A 12,851-nucleotide genomic window follows, 5' to 3' on the forward strand; every position below is an offset into this window, starting at 1 on the left:
AGAAACCCTCTTACGCGGCACGCACCTCGTACGTGGCCACCCGCACCGACTCATCGTCCAGGCACACCCCGGACTCCAGGTCGAACCGCTGCTTCAGCAGTGGCGAGGCGACGAACGGACGTCCCTGGTGGGTGCCGGTCAGACCGCGGGAGAGGACCGCCGCGCCGCCGAAGGGGTCGCGGTTGTCGATGGCGTACAACTTGCCGGAGCGGTCGCGGAACAGGGCGGCCTGACGGCCGTCGGGCAGCAGGGCCGCCACGCCGCGGCCGGGGAGCAGCCGGGCCAGCTCGCAGACCGTGAACCAGCCGTTCTCCAGCTGGACTTCGATCTTCAGGTCGGTCGTCTCGGGTGCCAGGGTCATCGCTGGGCGCTTCCTTCCAGGGGGCGCTGGCCGATGGTCAGCAGCGGCAGGTCGGGCTTGATCTGGTCGCGCTCGGGGACGAAGCCGACGACCGGGTCGGGGGTGTCCGGGGCGTTCACGAAGGACACGAACCGGGCGAGCTTCTCGGGGTCGTTGATGGTGGTCGCCCACTCGTCGGCGTAGTGCGCCACGTGGGCCGTCATCAGGGACTCCAGTTCCTCGCAGATGCCGAGGGAGTCCTCCACGACCACGTCACGGACGTGGTCCAGGCCGCCGGGGATGCGCTCCAGCCAGGTCGAGGTGCGCTCCAGGCGGTCGGCGGTGCGGATGTAGAACATCAGGAAACGGTCGATCAGCTTGATCAGTTCGGCGTCCGACAGGTCCTGGGCCAGGAGGTCCGCGTGGCGCGGGGTCGCGCCGCCGTTGCCGCCGACGTACAGGTTCCAGCCGCCCGAGGTGGCGATGACGCCGAAGTCCTTCGACTGGGCCTCGGCGCACTCGCGGGCGCAGCCCGACACCGCCGACTTGAGCTTGTGCGGGGAGCGCAGGCCCCGGTAGCGCAGCTCCAGGTCGATCGCCATCCGGACGGAGTCCTGGACGCCGTAGCGGCACCAGGTCTGGCCGACGCAGGACTTCACCGTGCGCAGGGACTTGCCGTAGGCGTGGCCGGACTCGAAGCCGGCGTCCACCAACCGGGTCCAGATCAGCGGGAGCTGCTCGACGCGGGCGCCGAACATGTCGATCCGCTGACCACCCGTGATCTTCGTGTAGAGGCCGAAGTCGCGGGCGATCTCGCCGATCACGATCAGCCCCTCGGGGGTGATCTCACCGCCGGGGATGCGCGGGACGACCGAGTACGAGCCGTTCTTCTGGAGGTTGGCCAGGAAGTGGTCGTTGCTGTCCTGGAGGGAGGCCTGCTCGCCTTCCAGGACGTAGCCGCTCGCGCCGATCGTCGGGGCGAGCGAGGCGATGATCGAGCCGACCGCCGGCTTGCAGATCTCGCAGCCGTCGCCGCCCTTGGCGCCGTCCCGGCCGTAGCGGTCCAGCAGGTCCTGGTAGGTGTTGATGCGCAGGGCGAGGACGATCTCGTACAGCTCCTCGCGGGTCTGCGAGAAGCAGCCGCACAGGCCCTTGTCGACCTCGACGCCGGACGCCTCCAGCTCGGCGTCGACCAGCTGGCCCAGCACCTTGACGCAACTGCCGCAGGTCGTACCGGCCTTGGTGCACTTCTTCACCTCGGGCACGGTCGTGCACTTGTGGTCGGTGACCGCGCCGCGGATCGTGCCCTTGGTGACGTTGTTGCAGGAGCAGATGATCGCCTCGTCCGGCAGCGCGGACGGGCCGAGCTGGGCGGGCGCCCCGGCGCCGGCGGGCAGGACGAGGGACTCGGGGGAGACCGGCGGGACCGAACCGGTGAACGCCTTCAGCGTGCCGTACGCCTCCGCGTCGCCGACCAGGATGCCGCCGAGCAGCGTGCCGTCCCGGCCGATGATCAGCTTCTTGTACAGGCCCGCGCGGGAGTCGGAGTAGACGACGTCCAGGCAGTCCTCGGCGGTGCCGTGCGCGTCACCGAAGGACGCCACGTCCACGCCGAGCAGCTTCAGCTTGGTGGACAGGTCGGCGCCGGTGAACGTCAACTGCTCGCTCTCGTCGGCGGCGATGGTCGCGGCGGCCGTCTCGGCCTGCTCGTAACCCGGGGCGACCAGGCCGTACACCCGGCCGTCGGAGGCCAGCGCGCACTCGCCGATCGCGAACACGTGCGGGTCGGCGACCGTACGGCACTGCTCGTCGACGGTGATGCCGCCGCGCTCGCCGACCGTCAGACCGCAGTCGCGGGCCAGCTGGTCGCGGGGGCGGACACCGGCGGAGAACACCACCATGTCGGTGGCGAGTTCGGAGCCGTCGGAGAGCTTCATGCCGGTGACGGCACCGGCCTCGTCGACGACGATCTCCTGCGTGCCCACGCCCGTGTGGACGCTGAGGCCCATGTCCTCGATGGTGCGCAGCAGGGCCGCGCCGCCGCCGTCGTCGACCTGCACCGGCATCAGCCGCGGCGCGAACTCCACGATGTGGGAGGTGAGTCCGAGCCCCTTCAGAGCGCCGGCCGCCTCCAGACCGAGCAGACCGCCGCCGACCACGGCACCGGTCGTGCGGGTCTTCGCGTACTCCTCGATGGCGAGGAGGTCCTCGATCGTGCGGTAGACGAAGCAGCCCTCGGCGTCCTTGTTGGGGACCGGCGGCACGAACGGGTACGAGCCGGTGGCGAGGACGAGGGTCTCGTACTGGAAGACCTCGCCGGACCGGGCGGTGACCTTCTTCGCCTCGCGGTCGACGGAGACGGCCGGGTCACCGACGTACAGCTCGATGCCGTGCGTCTCGATGAACTCCATGTCCGTCATCGACAGGTCCTCGGGCGTCTTGCCCGAGAAGTACGAGGTGAGGGCGACGCGGTCGTACGCCGGACGCGGCTCCTCACACAGCACGACCACGCGGTGCGTGGCGGTCAGGCCGCGCTGGGCGAGCGCTTCGAGGAAGCGCTGGCCGACCATGCCGTGGCCGACGAGCACGATCGTGGGGGTGGCCTCCGTGGCCTCCGGGGTGGCGGTCATCAGGAGCCTCCATCGTTGGTGAGCAGGTGGAGCAGCGGGCCGTCGTCGGGGAGCGGCTCTGCTCCCTCCCAGGCGCGGGCGAGCGCGCCGACGGTGCCGAGTTCGCCGACGAGAACCCCGCCGACCAGGCGGTCGTCGCGGACGACGACCTTGCGGTAGGTGCCGCGGGTGGCGTCCGTGAGCTGGACGACGTCGTCGCCGGGCAGGGCCTCCGTCTCGCCGAACACGGCGAGGTCGAAGAAGCCCTCACCGGCCAGCGTCAGCCGGGTCAGCGCCCGGGTGCCGGTGTAGCGGGCGCCGGCGTCACCGGCGTCCGCCGCGAGCAGCTCGGCCAGGACGTCGGCCTGTTCGAGCGCGGGCGCGGCCAGCCCGTACACCGTGCCGTCGTGCTGCGCGCAGTCGCCGACGGCCCGGATGTGCGGGTCGGAGGTACGGAGCTCGTCGTCGACGACGATCCCCTTGCGTACCTCCAGTCCCGCGGCCTGGGCGAGACCGGCGCGCGGGCGGACGCCGCACGCCAGGACCACGATGTCGGCGTCGAGCGCGTATCCGTCGGCCATCTCCACCGAGCGGACCGCACCGCCGACGCAGCGCACGTCCCGCACCCGCAGGTCGGTGTGCACCTCGACACCGAGGTCGCCGAGATGGCGCCGGACCAGCTTCGAGGCGGCCGGGTCGAGCTGGCGCTCCATCAGCCGCTCGGACTGCTGGGCGAGCACGACCTGCGCGCCGCGCATCGCGAGCGCCCGGGCCGCGGAGACCCCGAGGAGCCCGCCGCCGATCACCACGGCCCGCACACCCGGCCGGACCGCCTTGGACAGGCCCAGGCAGTCGTCCATCGTCCGGAAGGCGTGGACGCCCTCCGGCAGCACGTGGTCGGGGGTGCTGTGCCTTCCCGGGGGGCGACCCCCGGACCCCCGGCCGGAAAGACCGGTCGGATCGGTCGGCCGGTGTGCCGATGCGAGGTACATGTCCGTGAACAGCCCGCGCAGCGGCGGCAGTACCGGGTTCGAGCCGGTGGCCAGGACGAGCGTGTCGTATGCGATCTCCGACCCGTCCGCGAGGTGTACGGCCCGCGCCTCGCGGTCGATGCCGGTGACCCGGCCGCGGGTCAGCTCCGCGGGCGCCGGGAGGGCGATCACCTCGGGGCTGTAGCGGCCGGCCAGCACCTCGGCGAGCAGCACCCGGTTGTACGGGCGGTGCTCCTCGTCGCCGACGAGCGTCACGGGCGTGCCGAGCTCGCCGAGCCGCCGGGCGAGTCGTACGCCCGCGAGGCCGGCGCCGATCACCACCACACGCGTATTCGAGGTCATGGCATCGAGCGTGCGGTGCCGGTGTTTCCCGACCGCATCGCATCTGTTTCCCGCGAGGAACGCTGCCCTCAGCGAGCGCGAGGGGCGGGTGTGAGGGTTCGGCGGGCACGGTGCGGGCGGGCTGTGAGGCCGGGCGCGGCCGAACCTCAGATGCTCCTCATGTACATGGACGGCGCACGTATGCACTGCCTAGGGTCGCGATCATGCCCGACATATCGCTGACCATGGTCGTCGTCCTGTGCCTCGCGGCCCTGGTGGCCGGCTGGATCGACGCCGTGGTGGGCGGCGGCGGCCTGCTGCTGCTCCCGGCCCTGCTGCTCGGCCTCCCGGTGAACACCCCGGCCGCGTACGCGCTCGGCACCAACAAGGCGGTCGCGATCGTAGGCACGACGGGCGCCGCCGTGACGTACGCCCGCAAGGCACCCGTGGACGTGCGCCTCGCCGTGCGCATCGGCCTGGCGGCACTCGCGGGCTCCTCCGGCGGCGCCTTCTTCGCGGCCGGCATGAGCACCGAGGTGCTGAAGCCCGTGATCATGGTGGTGCTGCTCGCCGTGGCCGCCTTCGTGATCCTGCGCCCCGCCTTCGGCACCGCCCCCGCGACCGGCCCGGCCTCCCCGCGCCGGATCCTCGCCGCGATCGGCCTGGCCGGCCTGGGCATCGGCTTCTACGACGGCCTGATCGGCCCCGGCACCGGAACCTTCCTGGTCCTCACCCTCACCGCCGTCCTCCACCTCGACCTCGTCACCGCCTCCGCCACCGCCAAGATCGTCAACTGCTGCACCAACGCCGGGGCGCTCGCCACCTTCGCCTGGCAGGGCACGGTCCTGTGGCAGCTGGCCGCCGTGATGGCCGTGTTCAACCTGGCGGGCGGCATGCTGGGGGCGCGCACGGCGCTGAAGAAGGGCAGCGAATTCGTCCGGGTGGTGCTGCTGACGGTGGTGTTCGCACTGGTGGCGAAGCTGGCGTACGAGCAGTGGGTGGGCTAGGGCCGGCCGCGACGCGTCACCCGTCAGGCCGGGCCGAGCAGCTCGACCGCCCCGGCGGTGTCCTCCTCGCCGTGCCCCGCGGCGAGCCACCGGTCCAGGAGGGCCATGTACGGCGTCAGCAGCTCAGGGCTCACGCCCTGCTCCTCGGCCGTGGCCAGCAGCGTGCCGTTGCCCGCGACCTGCATCGCGAGGTTGGAGACGACGTCCCTGCCGTAGTCGCCGCTCTGCAACTGGTCGGCGGTCTTGTGCACGAGGGGCGCCATCGCGCCGAGCCACTCCGCCAGCAGGGGCGCGAAGTCCTTCGGGGCGATGTCCTCCCGGCGGATCAGCGCGAAGGCGTGCAGCACGCCCGCGAACATGCCGGTCATCCCGCTCAGCAGCGCCACGTCGTGCAGCGCCGCGAAGCCCGGGTCCGCGCCGACATAGCGGGTGGCGGCCGGCACGGCGAGGGTCTCGCCGTGCTCCTCGAAGAGAGCGGGCGAGCCGCTGTAGAGGACGTACGCCCCCGACGCCGGGTCCCCGACCATCGGCGGTACGGCCATGATCCCGGCGTCCAGGAAACGGGCGCCGCGCGCCTCGGCCCAGGCGGCGCGGGCGCGGCCCTGGGCGGGGGTGCCGGTGGTCAGGTTCACCAGGTCACGGCCGGACAGGCCGACGCCGTCGAGGGCTTCGCCGACCGAGGCGTCGTCGAGCAGACAGACGACGACCAGCCGGCTCGCGGCCACCGCCTCGGCGGCGCTCGCGGCGACGGTCGCGCCTTCGGCGGCCAGCGGTTCGGCGCGGCCGGGCGTGCGGTTCCACACGGTGAGCGGGTGCCCGGCGGCGAGCCAGGCACGGGCCAGGGCGGTGCCCATGGCGCCGGTGCCGAGGAGGGTCAACGGGGTCGGGGCGGAGGGCTGGGTCGAGGCGGGCGTCGTAGCGGCAAGTGCGTTGTCAGTCATGGCGTTTAGGCTCGTCGCAGGGGAACGCTCCGCTCAAGTACGTACTTGAGAGTGGGCGGTTACCACCGGGAAAGAGTCCAGGTAGGGGGAGGGACACGATGGCGATCGGTCGGCGTCCGGGGTCGTACGTCTGCGGGACCGACGCGGCGATGGATGTGATCGGCGGCAAGTGGAAGGTGCTCATCCTCTGGGAGCTGAGCGAGCGCCCGCACCGTTTCGGGGAGCTGCGCCGCGAGCTCCCGGGCGTGACCGAGAAGGTCCTCGCCGCACAGCTGCGCGAGATGGAGGCCGACGGCATCGTGCACCGGGAGGCGTACGACGAGGTGCCGCCGCGCGTCGAGTACTCGCTGACACCGGTCGGCACCGCGCTCAACGACGCCCTGGGCCCGCTCGGGGACTGGGGCCGGGAGAACGTCCTGGGTGTCCGCGCGCAGGGGTCAGCGGCTGCCGCTGAGATGCGCGAACACGACGACGTTGCCCTGATACCCGGTCGTCCGTGAGTAACCGCCGCCGCAGGTGATCACCCGCAGCTCGGGGCGCGGTGCCGCGCCGTACACCTTCTCGTCCGGGAAGTCCTTCGCGTCGTACACCTCGACGGCGTCGACCGAGAAGAGGGCCGTGCCGCCGTCCCGTCGCTCCACCTCGATCGTGCTGCCCTTCTTCAGGGCGCCGAGACGGTAGAACACGGCGGGTCCGTCGGCGTTGTCGACATGGCCGGCGACGATCGCGGTGCCGGTCTCGCCCGGGGTGGTGCCTGCCTCGTACCAGCCGGCGAGGTTCTCGCGCTCGGCGGGCGGGACGTCGAGGCTGCCCGTCTTCGTCAGACCCAGCCCCATGACGGGAGCGTCGACGCGCAGCGAGGGGATGCGGACGCGGTCGGGAGGGGAGGGGGGAAGCGCGGGGGCGGCGGGGTGCCGGGGGTGCGGGTCGGCCAGGGTGCGGCCAACCTCCCCGGCCTGTGCGGTGGACGGCTGCGGCGGGGCGTGCGTCTCGCCGCCGTTGCGCAGCAGCCAGGCGCCGGAACACAGGGCCAGGACGGTGACCGCGGCTATGACGGTGTCGCCGACGCTCCTCTGAGTGCGCACGCGAGCCTCCTGAAACAGTCCTCGGGCCGCCCGGTCCCCCTCCGGGCCGCGAGGGGCGTCGGACCCGGAGGGGGAGGGGACGTGCGGTACCGGCGGACGGACAGCGGAGGGTGTCCGTCAGATCCCGTCGCCTCTCGCCCGGCGATGCAGGAGCCAGGTACCGCCCGCGGCGGCGACGGCGAGAGCCGTCACGCCGGCCGCGGTCTGCACGGGATCGCGGCCGAAAGCGCCGCCGACCCCCGTCTTCACACTTCCTCTCGGAGGCACCTCGTCGCGTGTGGCCGTCAGCGTGACCACCAGGTCGCCCGCCACCCGCCGACCGCCCTCGGCACAGGTCGCGACGATCTCGTACGTCCCCGGCTGCGCGCTCGGCGGCACCTGGAACCTTCCGGCCGCGTCGTCCTCGTCCGAGCCCGGCGCCAGCGTGAAGGAGCCGGCGCCCACCGCGCTGGCGTCGCCCGCCGCACCGCCGTCCCGGCACGCGGCCGTGTGCACCGTGACCTGCCCGCCCGGTACCACCGAGGACGGCGACACCTTCAGCTCGCCACCGCCGGCGCCGTACGCGGGCGCGACGGCGGGGCCGATGACACCGACGGCCAGTACGGTCCCGGTCAGCAGACGGGCGGTACGTCGCATCGAGACTCCTCCGAGCGCACGGACTCACGACCCGCGACACCCCCAAGTGCCGCCGCCTCGGCCGAGCCCCTGCTCTTCCGAGGTAAGGGGCAGTGGGGCGGGAGCGCTTCCCGAGAAAGCGCCGGGAATGGGGTGAACGGGTGTCCGGGGGAGGCGGACGGTCCCCCGGGGAGGGGGCGTTTCAGCAGGTCACCGCAGGTCGTCGCCGCGTCCGGGGCGGGCCGGGCAAGAGAACCCGTTGGTGGGGGCCGGGAGTGTGAACGGGTGACCGTCGCCTGCCCCGGAGGCTCGGTCGCGCCTGCCCGACCGCGGCCCGTACTCCGCCGGCACCGGGTTCGTCCCGTTACCGCGGCCGTGTCGGCGCCCAGCCGGGCGAGGACAGCTACCGCTTCTCCCACCCGCGCCCGGCCCCGCAGCTCACCCCCGAAGGCGCTCGACCGCCCCCCGGCCCCCGCCCGTCAGCCCACGTTCACGGCACTCCACGCCGCCCCGACCGCGAGGTACTCCGCGCTGCCGGCCCCGTACAGGTCCTTCGCCGCGTTGAGCGTCGAGGTGCGCGCCCCCGCGTAGTTCGTCGACGACGTCATGTAGACCGTCAGCGCCCGGTACCAGATCTTGCCCATCTTGTCCCGTCCGATGCCCTTCACCGAAGAGCCGTCGCAGGTGGGCGAGTTGTAGCTGACGCCGTTGACCGTCTTCGCGCCGCTGCCCTCGGCCAGCAGGTACGCGAAGTGGTTGCCGACGCCCGACGAGTAGTGGACGTCGAGGTCCTTCGTCCCCGTGCTCCAGCAGTCGACCGACGCGCCGTCCTTCGACGGCTTGTCCATGTAGCGCAGGGCGTTCCGGCCGAGACCCGAGCGGACGACCTTCTCGCCGATCAGATAGTCGCCCGGGTCCGCGGTGTTGCCGGCGTGGAACTCCACGAGTGTGCCGAAGACGTCGGACGTGGCCTCGTTCAGCCCGCCGGACTCGCCCGAGTACGTCAGCGCCGCGGTCTTCGAGGTCACCCCGTGCGTCATCTCGTGCCCGGCCACGTCCAGCGACACCAGCGGACCGAGCTGGGTGCCGTCACCGTCGCCGTACGTCATGCAGAAGCAACTGTCGTCCCAGAAGGCGTTGTTGTAGTCGTTGCCGTAGTGCACACGGTTGAACGACCCCTTGCCGTCGCCCGCGATGCCCTTACGGCCGTGGACGTCCGCGTAGTAGTCCCACGTCACGTCGGTGCCGTACTGCGCGTCCACCGCGGCCGTCGAGCGGTCGGTCCCCGCACCGGTGCCCCAGTGGTTGTCGGCGTCCGTGAAGACCGTCGCCGGGGCGCGGCTGAGGCAGATGGTGAGGACGCACAAGTCCGTCTTGTTCGCCGCGTCGCCGGTGTACGTGCCGCCGCGTGTCGCGTCCTTCAACCGGTACGCCGATCCGGACGCCGTGGTCTCCAGCGGCACCGTGCCCGCGTACAGCGACTTCCCGTCGCCGGACGCCTTCTCGATGCTGTCCCACGCGTCGATCCGCGTGCCGGTGCGGGCGTCGGTCAGCGTGGTGCGGGCGACCGGGTTGCCGGCCGAGTCCTGGGCGACCGCGTCGGTCCGCCAGGCCAGCTTCGGGGCGCCGTGCAGGGCGTCGACGACCAGCTCGGGCCTGGACGTCAGCCTCTTCAGCGTCTCGCCGACGTTCGCGGCGCGCAGCACGGTCGCCGCGAGGCCGGCCGCCTTGGGCGCCGAGATCAGGGGCGTCACGCTCGGCAGGGAGATCGCGCTCCGGGTGGCGCGGGAGGCGCTGCGGTAGGTGCCGTCCTTCGCAAGATGGACGACGAAGTCGCCGCCAAGTACCGGCAGTTGGCGATAGGTGCGGTCGTAGCGGACATGCTGGGTGCCGTCCGCGTCCACGATCACGTCCCGCACGGTGGTGTCCTGAGCGGCCGTCAGTCCCAGGCTGCTCGCCCGGTTTTTCAGGGCCGACGCCGCGCTCTTGAGCGCGGTGGCCCTCGTCGGACCGTCGTCCGCGCCGGCGGTGGGGGACAGGGCGGTGGCCAGCAGGGCGGCGACGGCGGCGGTGATGCCCGCCGTGGCGAGTCGGGAACCCCGGATGTGCGGCCGTATTCGGCTCATCGGTCTCCTTGAACTGGGCGGCGCAGAGGATGCCCAAGATTCAAGGGGGCGCGCACATGCCGTGACCAGGGTGAATACGTGGAGGTGTGTGAGGGGAGAGAATCGTTTCCGTGACCCTCTCTCCCCGACTCCCGTTCTTCGTCTACGGCACCCTGCGTCCCGGAGAGCCCAACCACGACCGGTTCCTGCGCGGCCGCACCCTCACCGAGGAACCGGCGCGACTGGCCGGGGCGGTGCTGTACGACGGCCCGGGTTACCCGTACGCCGTGGAGGAACGCGGCGCCGGCGGCACCGTCCACGGAGAGCTCGTCACCGCCCGACCCGAGGAGTACCCCTCACTCCTGGCCGCCCTCGACCGCCTGGAGGAGTTCGCCGTGGGCGACCCGCGCAACCTCTACGACCGTGTCGCCCGCGAGGTGGTCCGCGAGTGCGACGGAACGGCCGTACGGGCCTGGGTGTATGTCGCCGCCCCGCCCGTCGCCGCGCGTCTGCGCGCCCGCGGCAGGCTCATCGCAAGCGGCGACTGGGCGGCGCCCCGGCCGCCCGCCTGAACCACCCGCCCCCGGTCCCAACCGGCCCTGCACGCTTACGACTTCACGGCCTCCAGCCGCACCGCGCACGCCTTGAACTCCGGCATCCGTGACGTCGGGTCCAGCGCCGGATTGGTCAGGGTGTTGACGCGGCCCTCGCCCGGCCAGTGGAAGGGCATGAAGACCGTGTCCGGGCGGATGCCGGTCGTGATGCGGGCGGGGGCCACCGCCCGGCCCCGGCGCGAGACCACGGCCACCGGGTCGCCCTCGGCCGCCCCGAGCCGCGCCGCCAGCCGGGGGTGCAGCTCCACGAACGGGCCCGGCGCGGCGGCGTTCAGCTCGTCGACGCGGCGGGTCTGGGCGCCGGACTGGTACTGCGCCACGACCCGGCCGGTCGTCAGGAGGACCGGGTACTCGTCGTCGGGCTCCTCGGCGATGGCCCGGTACGAGACGGGGACGAACCTCGCCCGTCCGTCCGGCGTCGCGAACCGGTCGAGGAAGAGGCGGGGCGTGCCGGGGTGCGCCGGGCCGCCGGTCGCGGAAGCCGACGAGGCGCCCTCGGCGTCCCCGGCTCCCTCGGCGTCTCCGGATCCCTCACCGTCCCCGGCGCCGTCGGCCTTGGAGCCCTCCGCGTCCCCCGTGCCCGGCACCGCCGGACACGGCCAGAACACCCCGTTCTCCTCCGCCAGTCGGCGATATGTGATCCCCGAGTAGTCCGCGGCCCCGCCCGCGCTCGCCCGGCGCAGCTCCTCGAAGACCTCCTCCGGGTCGGTCGGGAAGCCCTTCTCCAGGCCCTTCCCGCCGCCCAGCCGCGCCGCGAGCTCGTGCATGACCTCCAGGTCGCTGCGGACACCCTCCGGAGCGGTGATCGCGCGCCGCCGCAGCAGCACCCGGCCCTCCAGGTTGGTCGTCGTGCCCGTCTCCTCCGCCCACTGCGTGACCGGCAGGACGACGTCCGCGAGCTCGGCCGTCTCCGACAGCACCACGTCGCACACCGCCAGGAAGTCGAGGGACCTGATGCGCTCCTCGATGTGCGCGGCACGCGGTGCGGACACCACCGGGTTGGAGCCCATCAGCAGCAGTGACTTGATGTCCCCGCCCAGCGCGTCCAGCAGCTCGTACGCACTGCGCCCCGGCCCGGGCAGGCTGTCCGGGTCCACGCCCCACACCTCGGCGACGTGCCGGCGCGCCGCCGGGTCGTCCAGCTTGCGGTAGCCGGGCAGCTGGTCGGCCTTCTGGCCGTGCTCGCGCCCGCCCTGTCCGTTGCCCTGCCCGGTGAGGCAGCCGTAGCCGGACAGCGGCCGGCCGGCCCGCCCCGTGGCCAGGCACAGGTTGATCCACGCGCCGACCGTGTCCGTGCCCTTGGCCTGCTGCTCGGGCCCGCGCGCGGTGAGCACCATCGCGTGCTCCGGCTCGCAGAACAGCCGTACGGCTTCCCGGAGTTCGGGAACGGACACCCCCGTGATCCGTTCCACGTACTCCGGCCAGTGCGCCATCGCGGCGGCCCGCGCGTCCTCCCAGCCGGCCGTGCGCTCCTGGACGTACTCCTCGTCCACCCGTCCCTCGGCGACGACCAGGTGCAGCAGCCCGAGGGCCAGCGCGAGGTCGGTGCCGGGGCGTGGTGCCAGATGCAGATCGGCCTGCTCGGCGGTCTTCGTGCGGCGCGGGTCGATGACGACGAGCGTGCCGCCGTTCTCGCGCAGCTCGGTGAAGTAGCGCAGCGACGGCGGCATCGTCTCCGCGAGGTTGGAGCCGACGAGGATCACACAGCCCGTCTTCGGGATGTCCTCCAGCGGGAACGGCAGCCCCCGGTCGAGCCCGAACGCCTTCATCCCGGCCGCGGCCGCCGACGACATGCAGAAGCGGCCGTTGTAGTCGATCTGCGAGGTGCCGAGCACGATCCTCGCGAACTTGCCGAGGCTGTACGCCTTCTCGTTGGTCAGGCCGCCCCCGCCGAAGACCCCGCACGCGTCCGGGCCATGTTCCGTACGCGTGCGGGCGAGGCCCTCGGCGACGCGGTCCAGCGCCTCGTCCCAGGTGGCGGGCACGAGCGTGCCGCCCGAACGCACCAGCGGCGAGCTCAGCCGGACGCCCGACGCCAGCACCGCGGGCGCCGTACGGCCCTTGCCGCACAGCGCCCCCTTGTTCACCGGGAAGTCCGGGCGCTCGACCACCGCGACACCCCCGTCCCGCAAGGGCGTGAGGTTCATTCCGCACTGCAGGGCGCAGTACGGGCAGTGCGTGGGCGTCGCGGAGTTCGGCATACCGTTCAGCGTGCTTCCGGC

The 12,851-nt window shown here is 72.7% G+C and carries 11 protein-coding genes; 3 read left to right on the forward strand and 8 right to left on the reverse strand.

The features are described 5' to 3' along the window. Positions 1 to 10: 10 nt before the first annotated feature. From nirD to ACFU95_RS20625, 3 genes are read right to left on the reverse strand one after another with little or no spacing between them, the layout of a single operon-like run. A complete protein-coding gene (gene nirD, locus ACFU95_RS20615; RefSeq protein ID WP_383829325.1) occupies positions 11 to 361 on the reverse strand; it encodes a nitrite reductase small subunit NirD in 351 nt (116 codons plus the stop codon). Continuing rightward, positions 358 to 2,970, reverse strand: a complete 2,613-nt coding sequence (gene nirB / locus ACFU95_RS20620; RefSeq protein WP_383829328.1) for a nitrite reductase large subunit NirB — start codon at positions 2,968 to 2,970, stop codon at positions 358 to 360. The genes nirD and nirB overlap by 4 nt, the downstream gene beginning before the upstream one ends. Continuing rightward, complete coding sequence (locus tag ACFU95_RS20625; protein WP_383829331.1) at positions 2,970 to 4,283, reverse strand: NAD(P)/FAD-dependent oxidoreductase; 1,314 nt, start codon at positions 4,281 to 4,283, stop codon at positions 2,970 to 2,972. The genes nirB and ACFU95_RS20625 overlap by 1 nt, the downstream gene beginning before the upstream one ends. A 203-nt stretch (positions 4,284 to 4,486) precedes the next feature. Here ACFU95_RS20625 and ACFU95_RS20630 point away from each other — a divergent pair, with 203 nt between their 5' ends. After that, complete coding sequence (locus ACFU95_RS20630) at positions 4,487 to 5,269, forward strand: sulfite exporter TauE/SafE family protein (RefSeq protein WP_383829334.1); 783 nt, start codon at positions 4,487 to 4,489, stop codon at positions 5,267 to 5,269. 23 nt (positions 5,270 to 5,292) lie between these two features. Here ACFU95_RS20630 and ACFU95_RS20635 read toward each other — a convergent pair whose 3' ends face one another. Continuing rightward, on the reverse strand, positions 5,293 to 6,210 hold the full coding sequence (locus ACFU95_RS20635; protein WP_383829337.1) for an NAD(P)-dependent oxidoreductase: 918 nt from the start codon (positions 6,208 to 6,210) through the stop codon (positions 5,293 to 5,295). Between the two features lie 98 nt (positions 6,211 to 6,308). Between ACFU95_RS20635 and ACFU95_RS20640 the strand changes: the two genes are divergently transcribed. Next, positions 6,309 to 6,710, forward strand: a complete 402-nt coding sequence (locus ACFU95_RS20640; RefSeq protein WP_383829342.1) for a winged helix-turn-helix transcriptional regulator — start codon at positions 6,309 to 6,311, stop codon at positions 6,708 to 6,710. On the opposite strand, the gene ACFU95_RS20645 is transcribed toward ACFU95_RS20640, so the two are convergent. From ACFU95_RS20645 to ACFU95_RS20655, 3 genes are all read right to left on the reverse strand, one after another. Then, positions 6,648 to 7,295: a class F sortase gene (locus ACFU95_RS20645; protein WP_383829345.1), complete on the reverse strand. Its 648-nt coding sequence runs from the start codon at positions 7,293 to 7,295 to the stop codon at positions 6,648 to 6,650. The genes ACFU95_RS20640 and ACFU95_RS20645 overlap by 63 nt on opposite strands. 117 nt (positions 7,296 to 7,412) lie before the next feature. Further along, entirely contained in the window at positions 7,413 to 7,931 is a 519-nt protein-coding gene (locus ACFU95_RS20650) for a hypothetical protein (protein WP_383829348.1), read from the reverse strand. 458 nt (positions 7,932 to 8,389) lie between these two features. Further along, the gene (locus ACFU95_RS20655; RefSeq protein WP_383829351.1) at positions 8,390 to 10,036 is read right to left on the reverse strand and encodes a M4 family metallopeptidase; all 1,647 of its coding nucleotides are present in this window, start codon (positions 10,034 to 10,036) and stop codon (positions 8,390 to 8,392) included. Positions 10,037 to 10,146: 110 nt separating this feature from the next. On the opposite strand from ACFU95_RS20655, the gene ACFU95_RS20660 reads away from it, so the two are divergent. Further along, on the forward strand, positions 10,147 to 10,587 hold the full coding sequence (locus ACFU95_RS20660; protein ID WP_383829354.1) for a gamma-glutamylcyclotransferase family protein: 441 nt from the start codon (positions 10,147 to 10,149) through the stop codon (positions 10,585 to 10,587). Positions 10,588 to 10,622: 35 nt separating this feature from the next. On the opposite strand, the gene ACFU95_RS20665 is transcribed toward ACFU95_RS20660, so the two are convergent. Next, entirely contained in the window at positions 10,623 to 12,830 is a 2,208-nt protein-coding gene (locus ACFU95_RS20665) for a molybdopterin oxidoreductase family protein (protein WP_383829357.1), read from the reverse strand. Positions 12,831 to 12,851 lie beyond the last annotated feature (21 nt).

This window comes from Streptomyces sp. NPDC057623 (genome assembly GCF_042800355.1).
Taxonomy (GTDB): domain Bacteria; phylum Actinomycetota; class Actinomycetes; order Streptomycetales; family Streptomycetaceae; genus Streptomyces.

What these genes read in the sequence shown, in the direction of transcription:
- nirD (WP_383829325.1), bottom strand. Translation starts at nt 361, where the DNA reads ATGACCCTGGCACCCGAGACGACCGACCTGAAGATCGAAGTCCAGCTG.
- nirB (WP_383829328.1), bottom strand. Translation starts at nt 2,970, where the DNA reads ATGACCGCCACCCCGGAGGCCACGGAGGCCACCCCCACGATCGTGCTC.
- ACFU95_RS20625 (WP_383829331.1), bottom strand. Translation starts at nt 4,283, where the DNA reads ATGACCTCGAATACGCGTGTGGTGGTGATCGGCGCCGGCCTCGCGGGC.
- ACFU95_RS20640 (WP_383829342.1), top strand. Translation starts at nt 6,309, where the DNA reads ATGGCGATCGGTCGGCGTCCGGGGTCGTACGTCTGCGGGACCGACGCG.
- ACFU95_RS20665 (WP_383829357.1), bottom strand. Translation starts at nt 12,830, where the DNA reads ATGCCGAACTCCGCGACGCCCACGCACTGCCCGTACTGCGCCCTGCAG.
- ACFU95_RS20630 (WP_383829334.1), top strand. Translation starts at nt 4,487, where the DNA reads ATGCCCGACATATCGCTGACCATGGTCGTCGTCCTGTGCCTCGCGGCC.
- ACFU95_RS20635 (WP_383829337.1), bottom strand. Translation starts at nt 6,210, where the DNA reads ATGACTGACAACGCACTTGCCGCTACGACGCCCGCCTCGACCCAGCCC.
- ACFU95_RS20650 (WP_383829348.1), bottom strand. Translation starts at nt 7,931, where the DNA reads ATGCGACGTACCGCCCGTCTGCTGACCGGGACCGTACTGGCCGTCGGT.
- ACFU95_RS20655 (WP_383829351.1), bottom strand. Translation starts at nt 10,036, where the DNA reads ATGAGCCGAATACGGCCGCACATCCGGGGTTCCCGACTCGCCACGGCG.